General features: G+C 29.5%; 18 protein-coding genes and 4 pseudogenes. 20 read left to right on the top strand and 2 right to left on the bottom strand.

All coding sequences use genetic code 11. The features are described 5' to 3' along the window. Positions 1 to 345: 345 nt before the first annotated feature. From trhO to N5A56_RS13005, 13 genes and pseudogenes are all read left to right on the top strand, one after another. The gene (gene trhO / locus N5A56_RS13065; protein ID WP_265725840.1) at positions 346 to 1,377 is read left to right on the top strand and encodes an oxygen-dependent tRNA uridine(34) hydroxylase TrhO; all 1,032 of its coding nucleotides are present in this window, start codon (positions 346 to 348) and stop codon (positions 1,375 to 1,377) included. A gap of 289 nt (positions 1,378 to 1,666) precedes the next feature. Further along, the gene (locus N5A56_RS13060; RefSeq protein WP_265725839.1) at positions 1,667 to 2,011 is read left to right on the top strand and encodes a hypothetical protein; all 345 of its coding nucleotides are present in this window, start codon (positions 1,667 to 1,669) and stop codon (positions 2,009 to 2,011) included. Continuing rightward, positions 1,999 to 2,442, top strand: a complete 444-nt coding sequence (locus tag N5A56_RS13055; protein WP_265725838.1) for a hypothetical protein — start codon at positions 1,999 to 2,001, stop codon at positions 2,440 to 2,442. Before N5A56_RS13060 ends, N5A56_RS13055 begins: the two co-directional genes overlap by 13 nt. A gap of 103 nt (positions 2,443 to 2,545) precedes the next feature. Further along, complete coding sequence (locus N5A56_RS13050; RefSeq protein ID WP_274270467.1) at positions 2,546 to 3,133, top strand: hypothetical protein; 588 nt, start codon at positions 2,546 to 2,548, stop codon at positions 3,131 to 3,133. 364 nt (positions 3,134 to 3,497) lie between these two features. Then, a pseudogene (locus tag N5A56_RS13045) lies at positions 3,498 to 4,969 on the top strand (PSP1 domain-containing protein). Then, entirely contained in the window at positions 4,944 to 5,444 is a 501-nt protein-coding gene (locus N5A56_RS13040; RefSeq protein ID WP_265725835.1) for a gliding motility lipoprotein GldH, read from the top strand. Before N5A56_RS13045 ends, N5A56_RS13040 begins: the two are co-directional and overlap by 26 nt. Before the next feature lies 1 nt (position 5,445). Continuing rightward, positions 5,446 to 7,715: pseudogene (locus N5A56_RS13035) on the top strand (transglycosylase domain-containing protein). 55 nt (positions 7,716 to 7,770) lie between these two features. After that, positions 7,771 to 8,472 carry a CoA transferase subunit A gene (locus N5A56_RS13030; RefSeq protein WP_265725833.1) on the top strand — a complete coding sequence of 234 codons (702 nt, stop codon included), beginning with the start codon at positions 7,771 to 7,773 and terminating at the stop codon, positions 8,470 to 8,472. Between the two features lie 3 nt (positions 8,473 to 8,475). After that, the gene (locus N5A56_RS13025) at positions 8,476 to 9,132 is read left to right on the top strand and encodes a CoA transferase subunit B (RefSeq protein ID WP_265725832.1); all 657 of its coding nucleotides are present in this window, start codon (positions 8,476 to 8,478) and stop codon (positions 9,130 to 9,132) included. Between the two features lie 248 nt (positions 9,133 to 9,380). Further along, positions 9,381 to 10,142, top strand: a complete 762-nt coding sequence (locus N5A56_RS13020; RefSeq protein WP_265725831.1) for an exodeoxyribonuclease III — start codon at positions 9,381 to 9,383, stop codon at positions 10,140 to 10,142. Between the two features lie 3 nt (positions 10,143 to 10,145). After that, positions 10,146 to 11,666, top strand: a complete 1,521-nt coding sequence (locus N5A56_RS13015; protein ID WP_265725830.1) for a lytic transglycosylase domain-containing protein — start codon at positions 10,146 to 10,148, stop codon at positions 11,664 to 11,666. Positions 11,667 to 11,670: 4 nt separating this feature from the next. Continuing rightward, positions 11,671 to 12,654, top strand: coding sequence for a DUF4837 family protein (locus N5A56_RS13010; RefSeq protein ID WP_265725829.1), 984 nt, complete (start codon positions 11,671 to 11,673; stop codon positions 12,652 to 12,654). A gap of 123 nt (positions 12,655 to 12,777) precedes the next feature. After that, positions 12,778 to 13,278 carry a DUF1761 domain-containing protein gene (locus tag N5A56_RS13005; protein WP_274270466.1) on the top strand — a complete coding sequence of 167 codons (501 nt, stop codon included), beginning with the start codon at positions 12,778 to 12,780 and terminating at the stop codon, positions 13,276 to 13,278. A 72-nt stretch (positions 13,279 to 13,350) separates the two neighbouring features. On the opposite strand, the gene trpS is transcribed toward N5A56_RS13005, so the two are convergent. Further along, positions 13,351 to 14,319, bottom strand: coding sequence for a tryptophan--tRNA ligase (gene trpS / locus N5A56_RS13000; protein ID WP_265725827.1), 969 nt, complete (start codon positions 14,317 to 14,319; stop codon positions 13,351 to 13,353). A 117-nt stretch (positions 14,320 to 14,436) separates the two neighbouring features. Between trpS and N5A56_RS12995 the strand changes: the two genes are divergently transcribed. The 3 genes and pseudogenes from N5A56_RS12995 to trhA all read left to right on the top strand — a co-directional run bounded on the left by N5A56_RS12995 (position 14,437) and on the right by trhA (position 15,835). After that, on the top strand, positions 14,437 to 15,036 hold the full coding sequence (locus tag N5A56_RS12995; RefSeq protein WP_265725826.1) for a lysophospholipid acyltransferase family protein: 600 nt from the start codon (positions 14,437 to 14,439) through the stop codon (positions 15,034 to 15,036). Continuing rightward, the gene (locus tag N5A56_RS12990) at positions 15,033 to 15,227 is read left to right on the top strand and encodes a hypothetical protein (RefSeq protein ID WP_265725825.1); all 195 of its coding nucleotides are present in this window, start codon (positions 15,033 to 15,035) and stop codon (positions 15,225 to 15,227) included. The genes N5A56_RS12995 and N5A56_RS12990 overlap by 4 nt, the downstream gene beginning before the upstream one ends. Next, positions 15,199 to 15,835 (top strand): annotated as a pseudogene (gene trhA / locus N5A56_RS12985) (PAQR family membrane homeostasis protein TrhA). The gene N5A56_RS12990 and the pseudogene trhA overlap by 29 nt, the downstream one beginning before the upstream one ends. A gap of 3 nt (positions 15,836 to 15,838) precedes the next feature. Here the strand turns inward: trhA and N5A56_RS12980 are convergent. Continuing rightward, the gene (locus N5A56_RS12980; RefSeq protein ID WP_265725824.1) at positions 15,839 to 16,309 is read right to left on the bottom strand and encodes a CYTH domain-containing protein; all 471 of its coding nucleotides are present in this window, start codon (positions 16,307 to 16,309) and stop codon (positions 15,839 to 15,841) included. 88 nt (positions 16,310 to 16,397) lie between these two features. On the opposite strand from N5A56_RS12980, the gene porZ reads away from it, so the two are divergent. The 4 genes and pseudogenes from porZ to N5A56_RS12965 all read left to right on the top strand — a co-directional run bounded on the left by porZ (position 16,398) and on the right by N5A56_RS12965 (position 21,925). After that, positions 16,398 to 18,728: a type IX secretion system anionic LPS delivery protein PorZ gene (porZ, locus tag N5A56_RS12975; protein ID WP_274270465.1), complete on the top strand. Its 2,331-nt coding sequence runs from the start codon at positions 16,398 to 16,400 to the stop codon at positions 18,726 to 18,728. Beyond that, positions 18,728 to 18,895 (top strand): DNA repair protein RecO, encoded by a 168-nt coding sequence (gene recO, locus N5A56_RS17520; RefSeq protein ID WP_337994805.1) that lies wholly within the window; start codon positions 18,728 to 18,730, stop codon positions 18,893 to 18,895. The genes porZ and recO (N5A56_RS17520) overlap by 1 nt, the downstream gene beginning before the upstream one ends. Before the next feature lie 119 nt (positions 18,896 to 19,014). After that, a pseudogene (recO, locus tag N5A56_RS17745) lies at positions 19,015 to 19,448 on the top strand (DNA repair protein RecO). Continuing rightward, positions 19,448 to 21,925, top strand: coding sequence for a TonB-dependent receptor (locus tag N5A56_RS12965; protein WP_265725822.1), 2,478 nt, complete (start codon positions 19,448 to 19,450; stop codon positions 21,923 to 21,925). Before recO (N5A56_RS17745) ends, N5A56_RS12965 begins: the two are co-directional and overlap by 1 nt. Positions 21,926 to 21,933: the final 8 nt, after the last annotated feature.

Genomic DNA, 21,933 nt, shown 5'->3' with positions numbered 1-21,933 from the left:
CGCTTTTTCTTCGTGCTGATAAAAATCAGCATCTCAAAAAAGAGCTCAAACAAATGCTTCAATCTGGGCTAAATTTGTTTGCCAACGTCATTGCGAGGAACGAAGCAATCTCACAATCAGTAAACAGATAGCTTTGTCATTTTTGCTCTAAACTGTTTTTTTAACAACCACATAGAGAACATAGGGCTATGTTTTCTATATGCCTATGTGGTTAAAAAAAGAAAATCAATTAGGTCTATTAATTACAGATTACTTCGTCATTCTTCCTCGTAATGACGCGATTTCAGTAAAATTTTGTAATTTTGTAATCAATAAAAATATTTAGTTTAACCTAATTAGTATAGCATGCAACTGTACAATAAGTTAAGCGCCATAGAACGCGCTGCATTAATAGACGAAGCTGGTAAAGACCGCTTAACAATATCATTCTATCAATATTATAAGATAGAAAATCCGCAATTACTTCGAGACAAATTATTCTTAGAATGGAATGCTTTAGATGTTCTTGGTAGAATTTATGTTTCTTACGAGGGCATAAATGCACAATTATCTGTTCCTTCAGAAAATTTTTACGCTTTAAAAGACCAATTAGATGCAATTTCTTTCTTAAAAGACATTCGTTTAAATGTAGCTGTAGAGCAAGACAATAAATCGTTTTTAAAGCTAAAAGTAAAAGTTAGAAACAAAATTGTTGCAGATGGTTTAGATGATGATACTTTTGATGTAACTGCAAAAGGAGTGCATTTAAATGCAGCAGAATTCAACGCAATGTTAGCAAACCCAAATACAGTTTGTGTAGATATGCGTAACCATTACGAAAGTGAAATTGGTCATTTCGATGGAGCAGTAACGCCAGATGTAGATACTTTTAGAGATTCTTTAGATATAATTGAAGAAGATTTAAAAGACAACAAAGAAGACAAGAATTTGTTAATGTATTGTACAGGAGGAATCCGTTGCGAAAAAGCATCTGCTTATTATAAACACAAAGGTTTTAAAAACGTTTTTCAATTAGAAGGCGGAATTATAGAATACACACGTCAGGTAAAAGAAGAAGGCATCGAGAATAAGTTTATCGGTAAAAACTTTGTGTTCGATCATAGACGAGCAGAACGTATTACAGATGATGTAGTTTCTAACTGCCATCAATGTGGTAAAGCGTGCGATGAGCATACAAATTGTGCAAACGAAGCGTGTCATTTATTATTTATACAATGTGATGAGTGTTCTGAGGCTATGGAAAATACTTGTTCTACAGATTGCCAAGAAATAATTCAATTGTCTTTTGAAGAACAAAAAGAGTTAAGAAAAGGAAAAGGAAACAGTAACAAAATCTTCAAAAAAGGAAGAAGTGAAGTGTTGAAATTTAAGAAGTAAATAAATAAAGTATAATGTTAAAAGACCTCAATTTTTGAGGTCTTTTTTTATGGAATGAAGTTTGTTACTTCTCACCATTTATAGGGAGACATATCCCCATTTATGGGGAGATAAAAATTTCATCATAAATGGGGATTGACATGTATACTTTTAATCTTTAGTTTTGGATTAATATAAATCTTAAATTAAAAAGTTATGAAAGAAAGAAAGAAAGAAAGAAAGAAAGAAAGAAAGAAAGAAAGAAAGAAAGAAAGAAAGAAAAATTGCTAGTTATGTAAAAATAGGGCTCTTGTTTTTAGGAGTTTCTTTGTTTTTATGGAATTGCGAAAAAGTAGAGTATGTTGATGAAACAGAAAAGCAAAAAATATCGGTAAAACTAAAAGAAAAAACATTTAAAGAATTATTAGACTATTATTTTGAATATAAGAAGATTGATGGTTCTGTGCAGACAGCAAATGCACAACATCAATATATGGCTGATAACTTTGTGAAGCCAATTGCAGAAGCGGTTAGGAAAATAGATAATAACAAATATTCTTTAGAATATTATATGGACTATGGTTGGGATGGTTTGAGAACTTATGTTATTGAAGATTATATAAACGATAATAAAAATGAAATATGTACAGAGTAAATAATATTTTATTAATACTAATTTTTGTATACCCAATTATAACTTTATCTCAAAATAATAACGAAAAAGAAAATGTTTATTTACTTTTTGATTTAAACACTAAAAGAAAGTGTATTATTGAAGATGGTTCTGGAAATTCTGTAAAAAATAATAAATACAGAAAAGAAATTCAAGGGAATTATATCTATTTTAAAATATGTGATGAAAAATTCTCGACACACAAATTTAAAAGCTTTAAAGATACTTGCCATATAAGAGCATTAGATAACTTAAAAATTGTTGATTTAAAGTATATTAATGAAAAAAAATCACAATCAATTTTAAAATACAATCCGTTTGAGAAAATATACATTATTGAGAAAATCTCAGAAACGAAAGTAATTAAGTATGAAGTTATTTGGGTTGATGATTGGTTAGAGGTTGATGATTAAATAAATACAAACCATGATAATGGTATATAAAATATTGCAAAAAAGTACAAACTTTTATAGTCTGTACTTTTTTGCAATTTATTTTAACTGAAAGCAAATGATTGTGATTAATTATAGAAGTTTAATATTTATTTTAGTTTTTATATTTTTTTCTTGTGATAGAGATGTGAAAGTTGAAGAGTCTTATCAAATTTTAAACTTATTAATAAGAGATTTTGAAGAAACATCAATTTTACATCCTAGTTTTGCTCCTCCTCCTTCAGGTAGTTATATCTACACTAAAAATGACAGTCTCAGAAAATATAAATATTTTTATGATGAATATTTAAATAGAAAAAATATTGTAATAAGTAATAATTTTTTTGAAATAGACAGAAAAAAACTACAAAATACAAATGGTTGTAATGCATTTTACAATGTAAATGAATTTAAATTTTACGAAAATTCAAAAAAACTCGAATTAAAGTACTTAAATTCTATTAAAAGCAATATTATAAAAATTCCAAATTCTAAAGAAATTGATGTAAAGTTAAGTTTTTCAAAAATACTATTTAATAAAAGTAATAATAGAGCTATTTTAATATTTGTTGTAAAATTTAATGATTTAAATAGTTTTTCGTCAATTGTTTATCTTGAGAAAGAATTTTTCTTATGGAAAATTAAATGTGAGAAAATTTTAATGATATCATAAATAAAGTATAGTGTTAAAAGTCCTCAATTTTGAGGGCTTTTTTTGTTTTAAAAATAAACTTTCACACGAATTCTAATTAAATCAAAGCAAATTCTAAAGAGCGTTATTACAAAGCAAATTTTAAAACTACATTTGAAGTGTAATTAAATAGAAAAATCGATTAGATAACTTTCATTTACCTATTTTTTCATTCTTTGAGAATGCGTATATTTACGAATTAGTGAAGATGAAGCTGTGTTTGTGTATCAGCTTGATAATCAATTTATGAATCCAAATAGTATTTAGGTTTTAGCACATAGTATATAGTAAATTCTACTAAATAACTAGTTACTAACAACTAATTACTAAATAAATATATACTCACATGGCATGTGGAAGTTGTGGTACAACAGAAAATGGAGTACCAAAAGGTTGTAAGAGTAATGGAAATTGTGGAAGTGGAAGTTGTGGAAGTGGTAGTGAAAAACTAGCTGTTTTCGATTGGCTTTCTAACATGACATTACCAAGTGGAGAAGAGCGTTTTAATATTTTTGAAATCCGTTTTAAAAACGGACGAAAACATTTTTTAAAAATACAGAAAACTTAACCATTTCTATGGGAGATATTGTTGCTGTAGAAAGTTCTCCCGGTCATGATGTAGGTACAGTTTCTTTAGCAGGAGAATTGGTAAAAGTGCAAATGAAAAAGCGCAAAATTACTGCAGATCATGAAGATGTTAAGAAAATTTACAGAAAAGCATCGCAAAAAGATATAGATATTTGGCAAGCTGCAAGAGCTAGAGAAGAAGAAACCCAAAGACGAGGAAGAGAAATTTTAGGTAGGTTAGGTTTGCAAATGAAACTTTCTGATGTAGAGTTTCAGGGAGACGGAAATAAAGCTACTTTTTATTATACAGCAGATACAAGAGTAGATTTTAGACAATTAATTAGAGATTTAGCAAGTGCTTTTTCTATTCGTGTAGAAATGAAACAAGTAGGCGCAAGACAAGAAGCAGCCAGATTAGGTGGCGTAGGTTCTTGCGGTAGAGAGTTATGTTGTTCTACTTGGTTAACAGATTTTAGAAAAGTAAGTACATCAGCAGCACGTTATCAGCAATTATCTTTAAATCCTCTAAAATTAGCAGGCCAATGTGGCAAGCTTAAATGTTGTTTAAATTTTGAATTAGACACGTATTTAGATGCTTTAAAATCGTTTCCTAAACAAGATGTGGTTTTAAAAACTGAAAAAGGTTTAGCGGTTTTTGTAAAGATGGATATTTTTAAAAAACATCTTTGGTATACATACAAAGAAGAGCGTTTTAAATGGTTTAAATTAACGTTAGAACAGGTTCAAGAAATAATTGAATTAAATAAAAATAACGAAAAGTCTATTTCATTAGAAGAGTATGAGTCTGAAATAGAAATACCAGAAACGGTTAATTTTGAAGATGCTGTAGGGCAAGATAGTTTAACACGTTTTGATGCGCCAAAAATAAGTAAGCGAAGAAATAATAGAAACAAAAGGAAGAAAAAACCTGCAGTTGTTGGTGCTAATCCGGTAAAGAATAATAATCAGAAACCGCAGCAAAACAGAAGGCCAAAGCCAAAACAAAATCCGAATCAAAACTCAAGGTCTGAGGCAAAACCAAAAGTAAGAACAAAGCCTAAGGCAAAACCCGTTGCTAAAACAAATCAACCAAAACCTAAGCAAAACTCAAAGTCAAAACAGAATCCAAATCAAAAGAACAATCCAAATCAGCCGAAAGCTGAAGGTACAAAGGTTAATAAACCTAGAAGAAACAATAGAAATAGAAATAACAATAAACCCAAAGATGGAAGCAGTTCTCCAGAAAAATAGAATTTTAGTTTTTTTAACTGTTCTTATTTTCCTTGTTTCTTGTAGTGATAATATTGAGTTTACAAAATATCAATCATTACCAAGTGCTGCTTGGGAAGCGCATAAAAATGTTTCTTTTGAGTTTAATGTAATTGATACAATTTTAGCTAAAGATTTGTTTATAAATATTAGAAATAATAAAGACTATCCGTTTAGTAATCTGTATCTAATTACAGAACTAAATTTTCCTAGTGGAGATAAAGTTATAGATACATTACAATACGAAATGTCTGATAAAACTGGACGCTTTTTAGGAAAAGGGTTTGCAGATATTAAAGAAAATAAATTATTTTATAAAAAGGAAAAAGTGTTTCCTAAATCAGGAAAATATCTGTTAAACATTCGTCATGCTATGAGAAAAAACGGAGAAGTTAATTCGATTCCTTTTTTACACGGAGTGCAAGATGTAGGTTTTAGCGTTGAAAAAGCAAAATAAAATGGCAAAGAAAGAAACAATAAATTTTAAAAAGTATCTTATCTTATTTTGGGGGATTATCTTAGGAGGTTTTCTAATAATGGTATTACTTTTTTTACAGCTTCTGCAGGTGGTTTTGGAGCATTACCAACTTTTGAAGAATTAGAGAACCCACAAACAAATTTAGCAACAGAAGTAATTTCTGCAGATGGTGTAACCATTGGTAAATACGCGAAAGAAAACAGAACACCCGTTAAGTTTAGCGAATTGCCAGAAAACTTAGTAAATGCTTTAGTAGCAACAGAAGATGAGCGATATTATGAGCATACTGGAATTGATTTTAAAGGATTAGGAAGAGCAATTTTAAAACCAGGAAGCGGTGGAGCAAGTACAATAACCCAGCAATTGGCAAAAATGCTATTTACAGGAAAAGCTTCTAGAAATATTTTTAAAAGAATTGGGCAAAAAATGAAAGAGTATGTTGTAGCTACTAAGCTAGAAAGACAATATACAAAGCAAGAAATTATTGCCATGTACTTAAATAAGTACGATTTTATTAACCAAGCAGTTGGTATTCGTTCTGCAGCAAGAATTTATTTTGGAAAAGAACCAAAAGATTTAGAAATTCAAGAGTCTGCTATGTTAGTTGGGATGTTAAAAAACGCCTCTTATTTTAATCCTTTAAGAAGAGCAGCTAAGGTAAAACAGAGAAGAAATGTAGTATTGTTGCAAATGACACGAAATGGTTTAATTACCGAGGGTGAAAAAATCAACCTTCAACAATTAGATTTAAACATCAATTATACACCAGAAAGTCATAGCGATGGTTATGCAACTTATTTTAGAACACATTTACAAAAAATTATGCGTAAATGGGTGCAAAATAACCCAAAACCTAACGGAGAGGAGTACGATATTTTTAGTGATGGTTTAAAGATTTATGTTACTATAGACTCTAGAATGCAACAATATGCAGAAGAAGCTATAAAAGAACACATGGCTAATTTACAATCGTATTTTTCTAAAGAACAAAAAAGAAATAGGACTGCACCTTTTTATGATCTAGATAGAAAAGAGATTGCTAGAAGTTTTGAAAGAGCTAAAAGAAGTTCAGAAAGATATAGACGATTAAAAAAGGTTGGAAAATCGTCTAAAGAAATAGATGAAATCTTTAAGAAGAAAACAAAGATGAAAGTCTTTTCTTGGAAAGGAGATAGAGATACCATTATGTCTCCAATGGATTCTATTAAATATTACAAGCATTTTTTACGTTCCGGATTAGTTTCTATAGAGCCACAAACTGGGCATATTAAAGCTTGGGTTGGTGGTATCAACAACAAGCATTTTAAATATGATGCTGTAGCGCAGCAGAAAAGACAAGTGGGATCTACATTTAAACCATTTGTATATGCAACTGCAATTAATCAATTAAGAATGTCTCCATGTGATGCATTTCCTAATACTCCATATACGATTCCGCAAGGAAAGTATGGAATTCCAGAAGAATGGACTCCAGGTAATTCGAATGAAAAATATGGAGGAATGCTTACTTTAAAAGATGGATTAGCGGGCTCGGTTAACACAATGTCTGCAAGATTAATAGATAAAGTTGGACCTGATAATGTTGTACGTTTAGCCAAAGCAGCAGGAATTGAGACAGAGATTCAAGCAAACCCTTCTATAGCATTAGGTGCAGTTGAATTATCATTGTTAGAAATGGTTAGTGCATATAGTACTTTTGCAAATAGAGGTTTACGAGTTAGCCCAATGATAATTACTAGAATTGAAGATAAAAACGGAACGGTATTAAAGGATTTTGTGCCTGAAACACAAGAAGTTTTAAGTGAAGAAACTGCGTATGTAGTTTTAGACTTGTTAGAGGGAGTTACACAATCTGGCTCTGGAGTAAGATTACGTTCTGGTTATACATCTGGAGGAAAAGCGGTAACAGGTTTTCCTTATAAGTTCGAAAATGCAATAGCAGGTAAAACAGGTACAACACAAAATCAATCTGATGGTTGGTTTATGGGAATTGTACCAAACCTAGCAACAGGAGTTTGGACCGGTGGAGAAGATAGAGCAACCCATTTTGCAGGTATTACAAAAGGGCAAGGAGCAACAATGTCTTTGCCGTCTTGGGCTTTGTTTATGAGAAAATGTTATGCTGATAAAGATTTAAAAATTAGTAGAGAGAAATTTGAAAAGCCAGAGAAATTATCGATAAATATCGATTGTGAGAAAAAGACTGATGAAGATAAAAATGAGATTATAGAAGAAGATACAGATTTTTAATACAGACAGGTTTTTTGTAAAGTTAATATCAATAATTTAAAAATATACATTTTATATGATAAACAAGAAGGTAATAAATGTTAGCAAAGCACTTGAAGGTGTTAAAAACGGAATGACTTTTATGTTAGGAGGCTTCGGTTTATGTGGTATACCAGAAAATGCAATTTCTGAGTTAGTTAAATTAGATGTTAGAGATGTAACATGTATTTCTAACAATGCAGGTGTAGACGATTTTGGTTTAGGCTTATTACTACAAGGAAAGCAAATAAAAAAAATGATCTCTTCTTATGTAGGAGAAAATGATGAGTTTGAACGCCAAATGCTATCTGGAGAATTAGAGGTAGAATTAACACCACAAGGTACTTTAGCAGAAAAATGTAGAGCAGCACAAGCAGGTTTTCCCGCTTTTTATACGCCTGCAGGTTATGGAACTGAGGTTGCAGAAGGAAAAGAAACTAGAGAGTTTGATGGCAAAATGTATGTTTTGGAACCAGCTTTTAAGGCAGATTTTGCTTTTGTTAAAGCATGGAAAGGTGATGCGGCAGGTAATTTAATTTTTAAAGGTACAGCACGTAATTTTAATCCGAATATGTGTGGAGCAGCAACAATTACAGTTGCTGAGGTAGAAGAGTTAGTGCCAGCAGGAACATTAGATCCAAATCAAATTCATATTCCAGGGATTTTTGTACAACGTATTTTTCAAGGCGAAAAGTATGAAAAAAGAATTGAGCAAAGAACTGTTACTCCAAAATCGTAAATTATGGCATTAAGTAAACAAGAAATAGCACAAAGAATTGCAAAAGAGTTACAAGATAAATGGTATGTAAATCTTGGAATTGGTATACCAACTTTAGTGGCTAATTATATTCCAGAAGGAATTGAAGTTGAATTTCAATCTGAAAACGGACTTTTAGGTATGGGGCCTTTTCCTGTTGAAGGAACTGAAGATGCAGATTTAATTAATGCAGGTAAACAAACAGTAACTGTTTTAGATGGTGGTTCTATTTTTGATTCATCAACTAGTTTTTCTATGATTCGTGGTAAACACGTTCAATTAACCGTTTTAGGTGCTATGGAAGTAGCTCAAAATGGAGATATTGCCAACTGGAAAATACCAGGAAAAATGGTAAAAGGAATGGGTGGAGCAATGGATTTAGTAGCATCGGCAGAAAATATTATTGTAGCCATGATGCATACTAACAAACGTGGAGAATCTAAAATATTAAAAGAATGTTCTTTACCATTAACTGGTGTGGGCTGTGTAACTAAAGTAGTTACAAATTTAGCAGTTTTAGAAGTAAAAAACAATGAGTTTCATTTATTAGAAAGAGCGCCTGGTGTTACAGTAGAAGAGATTAAAGAAGCTACAGAAGGGACTTTAGTTGTTAACGGTGAAATACCAGAAATGGATTTTTAAGAAAAAATTAAAAACAAATTTATATTGAATAAAAACCACAATGAGAATTGTGGTTTTTAATTTAAAAGTAAACTCAAAAATTGTATTTATAGTACTTCCATTTTTATTTTTTTCTATATGAAATGATTTTATGAAACTACAGGAAAAAAAGTTAATAGGTTATTCATTTCTTATATAGTAACCATTCATAATTGATTCGTTTTTAAACTAGAGTATTTTCTTATCTTTGGAAGAATTAAAAGGGATACATGAAAATAATATCATACAACGTAAACGGAATTAGAGCTGCATTAAAAAAAGGATTTTTAGACTGGTTACAAGCTGCTAATCCAGATGTAATTTGTATTCAAGAAACAAAAGCACATAAAGAGCAATTAGATGTAACAGCTTTTGAAAACGCAGGTTACCCTTATCATTATTGGTTTTCTGCTCAGAAAAAAGGCTATTCTTCTGTAGCTATTTTTTGTAAAGAAAAACCAAACCATATAGAATATGGAACCGGAATTGAATCTATGGATTTTGAAGGTAGAAATTTACGTGTAGATTTTGATTCTGTTTCTGTAATGAGTTTGTATTTACCATCTGGTACAAATTCTGAAAGATTGAATTTTAAATTCAATTATATGGATGAATTTCAAGAATACATTACTAATTTAAAAAATGAAACTCCTAATTTGGTTATCTGTGGAGATTACAATATTTGCCATGAAGCAATAGATATTCATAATCCTAAAATGAAAGGTGTTTCAGGGTTTTTACCAGAAGAAAGAACTTGGATTGGAGAATTTATAAATAGCGGATTTGTAGATAGTTTTCGTTTTATCAACCCTGATAAACAAGAGTATTCTTGGTGGAGTTATAGAGCAAATTCTAGAGCAAATAATAAAGGTTGGCGATTAGATTATGCTATGGTATCAGAACCATTAAAAGAAAAAATTTCTAGAGCATATATATTACCAGAAGCAAAACATTCTGATCATTGTCCAATTGCTGTAGAACTAGATATTTAATATATGAACAAGCTTTTATTATTTTTATTTTTTAGCATTTCTGTTTTTTCTCAACAAGAAAAAGATACTACTATAGTTTATAAATCAGATAATTTATTTGTTGCAAAAGATTCAATAAAAAAACCACTTCGTCAAGATCTAATTTCTGATTTGGATTTAAAAACGATGGATAGTTTATTAATAGAAGATAAATTTAATTCTCCTTTAATAGACACATTAGAATACGTAATTGCAGATAAAGATATAATTGGTAATTCTAAAAGTGTACTTACAACAGCTTTATTAAAACAACGTTTATCTCATTTAAACGATAAAACTCCATTTAATTTAGCATTTAATCCTTCTTTAGAGAAAGTAATTAATAGCTATTTGTTGTATCGAAGTAAGTACTATCCAAAGCTTATGGCTAAGGCAAAATATTATTTTCCAATGTTTGAGCAGCATTTAGATCAATACGATGTTCCTTTGGAAATGAAGTATTTAGCAATTGTAGAATCGGCATTAAAACCAAGAGTAAAATCTAGAGTTGGCGCAACAGGTTTATGGCAATTTATGTATGGTACAGGTAAGCAATTCGATTTAAAAGTTAGTTCTTATGTAGATGAGCGCCAAGACCCAGTTAAAGCCACAATTGCTGCTTGTAAATATTTAAGTCAATTATATAAGATTTTTGGCGATTGGGATTTAGCATTAGCGGCCTATAATTCTGGGCCTGGTAATGTTAGAAAAGCTATTAAACGTTCTGGTGGTTATAGAAATTATTGGAATATTAGACCTTTTTTACCTAGAGAAACAGCAGGTTATGTTCCTGCTTTTTATGCAACAATGTATATTTTTGAATATGCTAATGAACATAAAATTTACTCAGAACTTCCAAGATATTTCGACTTTCAAACAGATACAATTCAAGTAAAAAGAACGGTAAGTTTTGATCAAATTTCAGAAGTTATAAATTTAGATGAAGAAGAAATTTCTTTTTTAAATCCGTCTTATAAATTAGATATAATCCCATTTATTAATGGTAGAAATTATGCGTTACGATTACCAAGTAGTAAAACAGTAGAATTCTTAGATAAAGAAAAAGAATTATATGCTTTAGCAGATGCAGATGATGCAAAAAGAGAGAAGCCAATTCCTAAGTACTTTGAAATGGATAAACGCATCCGTTATAGAGTTAAGACTGGAGATTATTTGGGTAAAATTGCAAATAAATTTGGAGTAAGAGTAAGTAGTGTAAAACGTTGGAATAACCTTAAGAATAGTCGTTTAAAAGTAGGGCAAAGGTTATCTATTTATCCTAAAAAAGTTCCTTTTTCTGTTGGGAAAAAATCAGTAAAAAAGAAAGAGACAATATCAACAAATAAAGGTGCATTTAGTACATATACAGTAAAAGAAGGAGACTCGCTTTGGAAAATTTCAAGAAAATTTAATAATGTTTCTGTTGATGAAATTAAAAAGTGGAACAATATTTGGAGTGCTAAAAGTTTAAAACCAGGAACTAAACTTAAAATTTTTAAAAGCTAAATTCATGAAAAAATTAATTTCAATTATAATTATTACAATTACCTTAAGCGCTTGTGTTGGAAATGACAAGATTATTTTACGAGATTCTGTAGGTAAAATAAACAAAGTAATGGTTGTTGCAAAAACATCTGATTGGACAGGAGATATAGGTAAGGAAATAAAAAATTCTTTCGGAGAATTAATGGTAGGGTTGCCACAACCAGAACCTATTTTAAGTGTTTCTCAAGTTGCTCCAAACGGATTTAGTTCTATGATGAATGCAGGTAGAAATATTTTGATTATTTCTGAAGGAGAAAAAGAGAGTTATACAGTTAGAACTAATGTATATGCAAAACCACAAACTATAATTTCTGTACAAGCAAAAGATGACGAAAGTATTCTTAAACTTTTACAAAAGCATAAAAAAGATATTAGAAAAACTTTTTTAGCTTCAGATATTAAATTTACTCAAAATATCTTTAAAAAAGATAAAATAGATAATTCCACTTATAAGACTCTAAGTAATTTGGGAGTTTCTTTTACTATTCCTAGTCGATTTAGAACTGTTGAAGATACAGGGGAATTTCTTTGGTTAAGAAATCATTTAACTAGTGGTATTGCAAAAACAGGAAGTAACAATATACTGGTATATTCGGTTCCTTTAATTGATGAAAATTTGGTTGCAGAAAATATTGTGTCTGTTCGAAATAGTATTGGGAAAAAATTTATACCAGGTTCAGATCCAGAAACTATGTATATGATTACAGAAGAAGCATATACTCCTTTTACTTTTGATGCCGAGTTAGATGGTAAAAAAGCTTATGAAACACGTGGTAAATGGGAGGTTAAAAATGATTTTATGGCTGGTCCTTTTTTAAACTATACTGTAGTTGATAAAAAGAATAATAGGCTTGTTGTATTTGAAGGATTTACTTATGCTCCTTCTGTAAGTAAAAGAGCTTTTCTTTTTGAATTGGAAGCAATTGCTAAATCTATGAAAATAAAATAATCACATTTTTATAAATAATATTTAAAAGTCTAAAAATCTATGTTTTTAGACTTTTTTTTGTAACATATTAATAGTCAAAAACTTATTTCCTATATTTGATATTCAACTATAAATTTTTTTATCATGGAAATGAATATTTTGTTTGTTGCAATAGCAGCATTAGTACCACTAGTAATAGGTTTTGTTTGGTATGGCCCTTTATTTGGAAATGCCTGGATGAACGAAATGGGTTTTACAAAAGAATCTATGGAAGGCAGAAACATGACATTGATATTTATTTTATGTCTAGTTTTTAGTTTTATTTTGGCTTTTATTCTACAAACATTAGTTATTCATCAATGGGGAGTTTATTCTTCGTTAATGGGAGAACCAGGTTTTGCAGATGGTGTTGCAGGAGAAGCTACAACTTTTTTTACTAATTATATGGAAACGTATGGAGATCGTTTTAGAACATTTAAACATGGTGCTTTACACGGTGCAATTTTAGGCTTATTTTTAGTGCTTCCAGTTTTATCAATTATTGCAATGTTCGAAAAGAAGAGTGTAAGGTATGTGGCAATAAATGCGGGCTATTGGGTTGTAACTTTAGCAATTATGGCAGGTATTATTTGTCAATGGGTTTAAAGTTGCTTCATTTATAAACATAAAAAACCACGCAATTAGCGCGGTTTTTTTATGTTTATAAATTTATTGGTTTTAATAACCAATTTTAGTTCTTACTCTTTTTAATACTTTGTTAGCTACAATTGAAGCTTTGTTAGAACCTATTGCTAATGCTGCATCAATTTCGTCTTTATTTTCCATAAAATGGTTGTAACGCTCTCTAATTGTTGCGAATTTAAGGATAATTAACTCATATAAAGCTTGTTTTGCATGACCATAACCGTAGTTTCCGCCTTCGTAATTTGCTCTCATTTCTATTATTTGTTCATCAGAAGCAAGTAATTTATAGATAGCAAAAACATTATCTGTATCAGGGTTTTTAGGTTCTTCTAAAGGAGTGCTATCTGTTTTAATAGCCATTACTTGTTTTCTTAACTTTTTATCTGTTAAGAAAATATTGATAATGTTATTTCTAGATTTACTCATTTTAGCGCCATCGGTTCCAGGTACAAGCTTTACATTTTCTTGTGTTTTTGCTTCTGGGGCAATTAAAGTATCTCCAACAATATTATTTAACCTATTGGCAACATCACGAGCCATTTCTAAATGTTGTAACTGATCTTTACCTACAGGTACAAGTTCTGCATCGTACAATAAAATATCTGCGGCCATTAACATTGGATATGTAAATAAACCTGCATTAACATCTTCTAACCTATCTGCTTTGTCTTTAAAACTATGCGCTAATGTTAATCTTTGATAAGGAAAAAAACAACTTAAATACCAAGATAATTCTGTAACTTGTGTTACGTCACTTTGTCTGTAAAATATAGATCTGTTAATGTCTAGCCCACAAGCAAGCCAAGTTGCAGCTACACTATAAGTGTTTTCTTTTAGCAGTTTTCCATCTTTAATTTGTGTTAAAGAATGCATGTCTGCTATAAATATAAAAGATTCATTTTTAGGGCTATTTGCCATTTCTATAGCCGGTAAAATTGCTCCTAATAAATTACCCAAATGTGGTGTTCCTGTACTCTGTACTCCAGTTAAAATTCTTGACATAAATTTGTTGTTTCTTTTTTAGTATAATTGAAATACTAAAATCATCTGCAGTGGCAAAAATAAGGTTTTGTTTAAGAAAACCAATCAAACAAAAGAATATTAGTATTTTTGATGCTTATGAAATTTTTAAAAATTCCTTTTCTCTTAGTTTGGCGATTTTGGTTTTACATTTTAATACTATCTACCATTATTATAATGGCTCCATTATTATTGATTTTAACAGCAAAAGAATCGTATTACCCAGTTTTTTGGAAAGTAATTAGAGTTTGGGCTAAATTATTAGTTTATGGAATGGGTTTCCGTTTAAAAACACAATATGACCAGTTTACAGATTTAGATAAAAGTTATATGTTTTGCCCCAATCATGCTTCTTTAATGGATCCTTTTGTATTAATAGCATTAAGTAAAAATCCAATAGTTTTTGTTGGTAAAAAAGAACTTGTAAAAATTCCTGTTTTTGGGTTTTTCTACAAACGCGTTGTAATAATGGTTGATAGGAGCAATCCTAAAAGTAGAAAAAGAGTTTATGAAATGGCTAAGAAAAGATTGCAAAACGGAACAAGTATGGCTATTTTTCCGGAAGGATTGGTGCCAACCGAAGATGTAGTTTTAGCGCCATTTAAAAACGGAGCATTTAGTTTAGCAATTGAGTTTGAAATGCCAATTGTACCACAAGTATATTATGATTGTAAACGTTTTTTTCTTGGGATTTTTTGAAAGGAAGACCTGGTGTATTTAGAATACATCAGCATAAATTTATTGAAACTAAAGGTTTAAAAATGGAGAATATGCAAGGTTTAAAAGAGCAGGTTTTTAATTTAATAAAGAACGATTTATTAAAAGATAAAGAATATATGAAAGATACAAACAGACCAAATAATGAGCGAGAATTTAAATCACCGTTATAGTACAAAAGAAGAAAGGTTAAATGTAATTTCTCATGGTTTTGGCTTAGTATTAAGTGTAATTATATTTCCTTTTTTAATTAGTAAATCAATGCAATTTACAGGTTTTTGGAAACCATTAAGTTTTATTATTTACGGACTAAGTTTAATTATCTTATATGCAGCTTCTACTTTTTATCACGCCGCAAAAGATCAAAAAAAGAAGAAAGCTAAATATTTTTGATCATGCAGCTATTTATGTTTTAATTGCAGGTAGTTATTCTCCTTTTTGCTTGGTTGCTCTAGATTCTTCTTTAGGTTGGTGTATGTTTCTTTTTGTTTGGCTTTTTGCTTTAACGGGAGTAATTCTTAAGTTATTTTTTACGGGAAGATTCGATAAAATTTCTACAGCAATGTATTTATTAATGGGTTGGCAAGTAATGTTTTTTATAAAGCCTTTAATGGAAAGTTTAACACCCGAAGGTTTTCTATATTTAGTTGCAGGTGGTGTTTTTTATTCTATTGGTGCGGTTTTATATTCTATTAAAAAATTGCCTTTTAACCATGCTATTTTTCATGTTTTTGTTCTTTTAGGGAGTTTAAGTCATTTTATAGCAATTTATAATTTATAAAAATCACCAATTTTTAAAAGGTATTTTACTTAAACACGAATTGTAATAACTTTTATTACCTGTAACTTCTTCACCTAACCAAGTTGGTTTTTGGAATGACTCATTTTCGGAAATTAACTCAATTTCTGCTACTACTAAACCAATGTTGTCTCCATAAAATTCATCTACTTCATAAATGTGATTTTCGCTTTTTACATAAAACCTTGTTTTATCAATAATTGAAGACTCGCATAATAAAAGTAATTGTTCTGCTTCATTAATATCTATTTCTTTTTCCCATTCAAAACGAGTTGTACCAGACGAATTAGATTTGCCTTTCACTGTTAAAAAAGACTTATTATCTGCAATTCTTATTCTTACAGTTCTACTTTTATCAGAATTTAAATACCCTTGTTTTATCCTTTTTTTAAGATACGCCTCCTTTTTAAAATCTTCATTTTTTATTAAAAACTTTCTTTCAATTTCTAAACTCATAAAAACCTGTTCATTTTTGTACTAATGTAGCTGTTTTTATCGTTAATTTATAATAATTAAATATCTTTGATATAATATATTTTAAAATATGAAAAAGTTATTTTTTCTCTTTGTTTGTTTCACATCTTCATTAATTTTTTCACAAATCGATTATAGTGATTCATGGGAAGATTTTTACTCTTACAATAATGTGAAAGATTTTGTAAAGGTTAATGATTTAATTTATGCTTTAGTAGACAATGCTGTTTTTACGTTTAATGAAAAAACTTCTGAAACAAACAAACTTTCATCTATTCAGGGATTGTCTGGAGAGACAACGTCTTCAATTCATTATAACAAAACCTTTAAAAGGTTAGTAATTGGTTATCAAAATGGATTAATAGAAGTGATTGATGAAAATGGCGGAATTACAATTTCTTCAGATATTGTAAATTTTAATGAGTCTGGTTTAAAGAGCATCAATCATATAACAGAGTTTGGTAATACTTTGTATTTATCTACATCATTTGCCATTGTTGAGTATAATATAGAAAAACTAGAATTTGGAGATACTTTTTTTATTGGAGATTCATCAACATCTTTAGTTGTAAACAAAACATTGATTTTTAATGATTTAATTTATGCAGTTACAGAAGACGGTATATTTACAGCTAATGTTAACAGTAATCTTCTTATAGATTTTAATAGTTGGCAACAAGAATTTATTGGTCGTAATTTTACTGAAATTGCCATGTTTAATAATAAAGTGAATGTTGTAGAAGCAGATAAATTATATGAACTTAATAATAAATTGTTGATAGAACTTAAAGATTTTAATGAAGATGTTTTAGGTTTAAAATCTACTAATGTTAACTTATCTGTTACACTAAGTAAGAGTGTTATTATTTTAAATTCTAGTTATAATCAAATTATTGTTTTTAATACAACTCTAGAATTAGATTTTACAGCAAATACATCTTTTTTTGAGAATAATGCTGTTTATATAGCTACACAAGAATATGGTATTTTAAAATCTAGTACTTCTCAGTCTTCTAATTATAATGAAATACATCCAGAAGGGCCATTGTCTAATAATGTGTTTTCTATAGATGTAAATAATAATAATCTTTGGGTTGTTTATGGTGGTTATGATGGTACTTATACATCGATATTTAAGAAACAAGGATTTAGTCATTTTAATGGAGAGCAATGGATAAATACTCCTTTTAATCCTAGTTTTCCTGTAATAGATCTAAATTATGTTTCAATAGATCCTAATGCAGAAAACAGGGTCTATATAAGCTCTTTTGGAGATACAGGTTCTATTAATAGTGTTTCTACAGGAGGTTTATTAGTTGTAGAAGACGATGAAATTAAAACATTTTATAATCATTTAAATAGTAGTTTAGAAGATTTAGCATCAAACCAACCTAACAGAGTTTCTTTAAGAATAAGTGGATCTGCTTTTGATAACCAAGGTAATTTATGGATTGCTAATATTAGTGATCTTAATGAGTTAAAAAAACTATCTAAAGATGGGCAATGGTCTAGTTTTGATATTAGTTCATTAAAAACCAACCCAGATAAATATGGCTTAAGTGAAGTTGCAATAGATAACAGTAATAGTGTTTGGATTGGAACGAGAAGAAATGGGGTTTATGTGTTTAATGAGAATGGAGATCGAAAAAAAGCATTAATAGCATCGCCAAATTTAGGAAACTTACCAGATACAGATGTTAAAACAATTGCTATTGATAAAAGTAACAGGGTTTGGTTAGGTACTAGAAGTGGTATGGTGGTTTATAGAAATGCTTCTGGAGTTTTTGATGCAGGTGTTTTAAATGCAGAACCAGTAATTATTGAAGAAAACGGGGTTGGAGAGCGTTTACTAGGCGATCAAAACATCAATTCTATAGTTGTTGATGGAGCAGATAATAAATGGTTTGGAACAGATAACGGAGGTGTAATTTATACAAATCCTTCAGGAAGAAATACATTAGCTAATTTTAGTAAAGAAAATTCTCCATTGCCATCTAATAGAATATTAAAAATTAGAACAGATAAAAGTAACGGTAAAGTATATTTTGCTACGGACAAAGGTATTGTTGCTTATAATAGTAAGGTTGCTACTTTTGGAGAGGTATTAGGAGATGTTTATGCGTACCCAAATCCAGCACTTAAAAATCATAATATAATAACTATAGATGGTAGAAACGGCACACATTTACCCAAAGGAACTAATGTTAAAATTGTGGATGTTGCTGGTAATCTTGTTTATGAAACCAATGTTGTTGAAGGACAAGAACTACAAGGAGGTAAAGTTGTTTGGAATAAAAAAAACTTAGCTGGTAGAAAAGTAGCTTCTGGCGTTTATATTGTTTTGTTAACTAATGATGATGGATCTGAATCTACCACAACAAAAATTGCAATTGTAAATTAATGGCTATTGTAAACACAAAGGCAATTGTTTTAAGTTCTCTTAAGTATGGAGATACAAGTTTAATTGTAAAATGTTATACGCAAGAGGAAGGAGTAAAATCGTATTTAATAAAAGGAATTTTAAAACCCAAAAAAAGGGGATTAAATCTGCTTACTTTCAGCCTTTGAGTCAATTAAGAATTGTAGCGAATCATAACTCTAAAAATAATTTAAATTCTTTAAAAGAAGTTCAAATTATAAACCCTTATAAAACGATTCATACAGATATTATAAAGCAATCTGTTATAATGTTTTTATCAGAAGTTTTATCGAACTCTATACAAGAAGAAGAACAAAATTTAGCTTTGTATGAGTATTTAGAAGCCGCTTTGGTTTGGCTAGATATTCATGATAAAATTGCAAATTTTCATTTACTTTTTTACTTAATTTAACTAGTTTTTTAGGTTTTTATCCAGATACTTCAGAGAGTCATAAGAATGGGTTTAATTTATTAGAAGGAAGTTTTTCTGATAATTCACTCGATAAAAATGTGATATTTAATAACGATTTTCATCAATTTAAAAAGTTAATAGGTATGGTTTTTGATGATATTGAAAATGTATCTTATAATAAAGAAGAAAGGCAGTTGGTTTTGCAAGTTATAATTCAGTATTTTAAGTTACATTTGGGCAGTTTTAGAAGCCCGAAATCTTTACAAGTTTTAGAAACCGTTTTTAGTTGATGATGAAGTATTTTATTTTTGTATTTGCAGTTTTAATAAGTAGTATAACTTTAGCCCAAGAAGTAAAAATTTTGGACAGAGAAACAGGTAAAAAGGTTAAAAATGTTACCGTTTATAATGCATCTAAAACGTTAAATTTATCTACTAATAAAAATGGATTGGTTGATATTTCATCTTTTAAAAGGAATGAAATTATAGTTTTTTCTCATTTGTCTTACGCTATTAAAAGAATAAAAAAAGCTACGTTGATTAAGCAGAGCTTAACTGTTTATTTAACTAAACAGTCAGAAGAATTAGATGAAGTAGTAATTTCTGCGTTTAAAACAGCCGAAAAAACCACTAGAATTGCGGAACAAATTGCGGTTCTTTCTTCTAAAGAAATTCAAAAATTTTCACCTCAAACTTCGGCAGATTTATTAGCAACAATTCCGGGTATTAAAGTTCAAAAATCTCAATTTGGTGGAGGTAGTCCTGTAATTCGTGGTATGGAATCTAATAGAGTGTTATTAGTTGTAGATGGTGTAAGAATGAATAATGCAATTTATAGAAAAGGACATTTACAAAGCTCTATAACACTTTCTCCAAATCTTCTAGATAAAACCGAAGTAGTTTTTGGGCCATCTTCTGTAATTTATGGGTCTGATGCCTTAGGTGGTGTAATTCATTACTATACAAAAACACCAAAATTATCAGAAGAAAATAAAGTTTCTAGTCAATTTTTCTCCCGTTATTCTTCAGTAAATCAAGAAATAACTACTAATGTTTCTGCTGAGGTTAGTTTTAGTAATTGGGCCTCTTTTACTAGTATATCATATTCAGATTTTGGAGAGTTAAAAGCTGGTAAAAATAGAAGTCATGGTTTTTCTGATTGGGGAAAAGTATTTCATTATTCAGAGAATGTAAATGGTAATTACAACGAAAATCCTACAGTAAATTTGAATCCTAATTTATTAAGAAATACGGGGTATAATCAAACGGATGTTTTACAAAAGTTTTTTGTGCCTCTTTCAGAAAAAACGGATTTAAAAATTAATTTGCAATATTCTACTTCATCAGATATACAAAGGTTTGATCGTTTAACAGAGTTAAAAAACAATACCTTAAAATTTGCAGAATGGTATTATGGGCCACAAAAAAGGCTTTTAATATCCTCTCAGTTACTTTTAGATTCAACTAAAAATTGGTTAGAAAGCGGTGCTATTACTGTTGCGTATCAAAATTTAGAAGAGAGTAGGATACAAAGAAAATTTGGTAGCCTAGATCGTTCTTATAGGATTGAAAGTGTAGATGTTTTAAGTTTAAATGGAGATTTTTCTGTGCCACTTACCAATGATAAAACAAGAACACTTTCTTATGGTTTTGAATTTGCATATAATAATGTTAGTTCAAATTCTTTTGGAAAAACTTTAAATATTGCTAATGGAGAAATTAATGGATTCTCTAAAGATTTTAAAGTTCAATCTCGTTATCCAGATGGTGGTAGTAATTATTTTAGTTCTGCAGCTTATTTAGGTTATAGGCAAGATGTAAATAGTAAAACAACTTTAAATTCTGGAATTAGATTTACGAATACAAATTTAAATGCGAAATGGATAGATCAAACATTTATTCAACTTGCAGATACCAATATTAATGCAAATCATTCTGCAATAACTGCAACATTAGGTTATGTATTTAAACCAAATAAAAACTGGCAATTAAACGGAGTTTTATCTTCTGGTTTTCGTTCTCCAAATATAGATGATGTAGGTAGAGTTAGAGAAAAATCTGGAAATGTTACCATACCTAATATTAACGTAAAACCAGAGTTTGCTTATAGTTCAGAAATCGGGATTCAAAAGTATTTTAATAAAAGAAAATTTCGTTTAGGAGCTAATATTTACTATACTTTGTTAGATAATTATATTCAAAGAGATTTTGTGTTAAATGCTGATGGAAGTGTACAGCAAATTGAGTTTGATGATGAGTTTGGTAATGCTGTTAATAATCAGAACAAAGGAAATGCTTATATTTTTGGTTATACTATTAATTATTTAGGTAAAATTTCTAAAACAATTAATACTACAGGGTTTATTACTTATACAAAAGGTAGAACTTACGATACTGAAGAGCCAATGTCGTCGGTGCCGCCTTTGTTTGGTCAGTTTGAAATCAATTACAAAAAAGAAAAAATAGAATTAGGAGCTGCTATTCGTTTTAATAGTAAAAAAGATATTGAAGATTTTAATTTTACAGAAGGTATTGATAATCATGATTTAACACCAATAGTTGATGCAAACGCTACTAATGATGAAGATAAGTATTACGGTTCACCAAGTTGGGTTGCTTTTGGTTTAAATGGTCGTTATTTAGTAAATGATAATTTCTCAGTTCAAGCTAAGCTAGACAATATTTTTGATGAACATTATATAGAGTTTGCTTCTGGGGTTTCTTCTCCGGGTCGTAATCTATCAGTTTCTTTTGTTGCTAATTTTTAAAAGTGAAA

Source organism: Polaribacter ponticola, assembly GCF_026191475.2.
Lineage (GTDB): Bacteria > Bacteroidota > Bacteroidia > Flavobacteriales > Flavobacteriaceae > Polaribacter > Polaribacter ponticola.
Note: the sequence above shows the minus strand (reverse complement) of the source record. Positions and strands in the feature narration are given on the sequence as shown.

Excerpts from the sequence above, each read along its gene's own strand:
- trhO (WP_265725840.1), top strand. The coding sequence starts at position 346 with ATGCAACTGTACAATAAGTTAAGCGCCATAGAACGCGCTGCATTAATA.
- N5A56_RS13055 (WP_265725838.1), top strand. The coding sequence starts at position 1,999 with ATGTACAGAGTAAATAATATTTTATTAATACTAATTTTTGTATACCCA.
- trpS (WP_265725827.1), bottom strand. The coding sequence starts at position 14,319 with ATGTCAAGAATTTTAACTGGAGTACAGAGTACAGGAACACCACATTTG.
- recO (WP_337994805.1), top strand. The coding sequence starts at position 18,728 with ATGGCTATTGTAAACACAAAGGCAATTGTTTTAAGTTCTCTTAAGTAT.
- N5A56_RS13040 (WP_265725835.1), top strand. The coding sequence starts at position 4,944 with ATGGAAGCAGTTCTCCAGAAAAATAGAATTTTAGTTTTTTTAACTGTT.
- N5A56_RS12965 (WP_265725822.1), top strand. The coding sequence starts at position 19,448 with ATGATGAAGTATTTTATTTTTGTATTTGCAGTTTTAATAAGTAGTATA.
- N5A56_RS12980 (WP_265725824.1), bottom strand. The coding sequence starts at position 16,309 with ATGAGTTTAGAAATTGAAAGAAAGTTTTTAATAAAAAATGAAGATTTT.
- N5A56_RS13030 (WP_265725833.1), top strand. The coding sequence starts at position 7,771 with ATGATAAACAAGAAGGTAATAAATGTTAGCAAAGCACTTGAAGGTGTT.
- N5A56_RS13010 (WP_265725829.1), top strand. The coding sequence starts at position 11,671 with ATGAAAAAATTAATTTCAATTATAATTATTACAATTACCTTAAGCGCT.
- porZ (WP_274270465.1), top strand. The coding sequence starts at position 16,398 with ATGAAAAAGTTATTTTTTCTCTTTGTTTGTTTCACATCTTCATTAATT.
- N5A56_RS13015 (WP_265725830.1), top strand. The coding sequence starts at position 10,146 with ATGAACAAGCTTTTATTATTTTTATTTTTTAGCATTTCTGTTTTTTCT.
- N5A56_RS12995 (WP_265725826.1), top strand. The coding sequence starts at position 14,437 with ATGAAATTTTTAAAAATTCCTTTTCTCTTAGTTTGGCGATTTTGGTTT.
- N5A56_RS13020 (WP_265725831.1), top strand. The coding sequence starts at position 9,381 with ATGAAAATAATATCATACAACGTAAACGGAATTAGAGCTGCATTAAAA.
- N5A56_RS13005 (WP_274270466.1), top strand. The coding sequence starts at position 12,778 with ATGGAAATGAATATTTTGTTTGTTGCAATAGCAGCATTAGTACCACTA.
- N5A56_RS13025 (WP_265725832.1), top strand. The coding sequence starts at position 8,476 with ATGGCATTAAGTAAACAAGAAATAGCACAAAGAATTGCAAAAGAGTTA.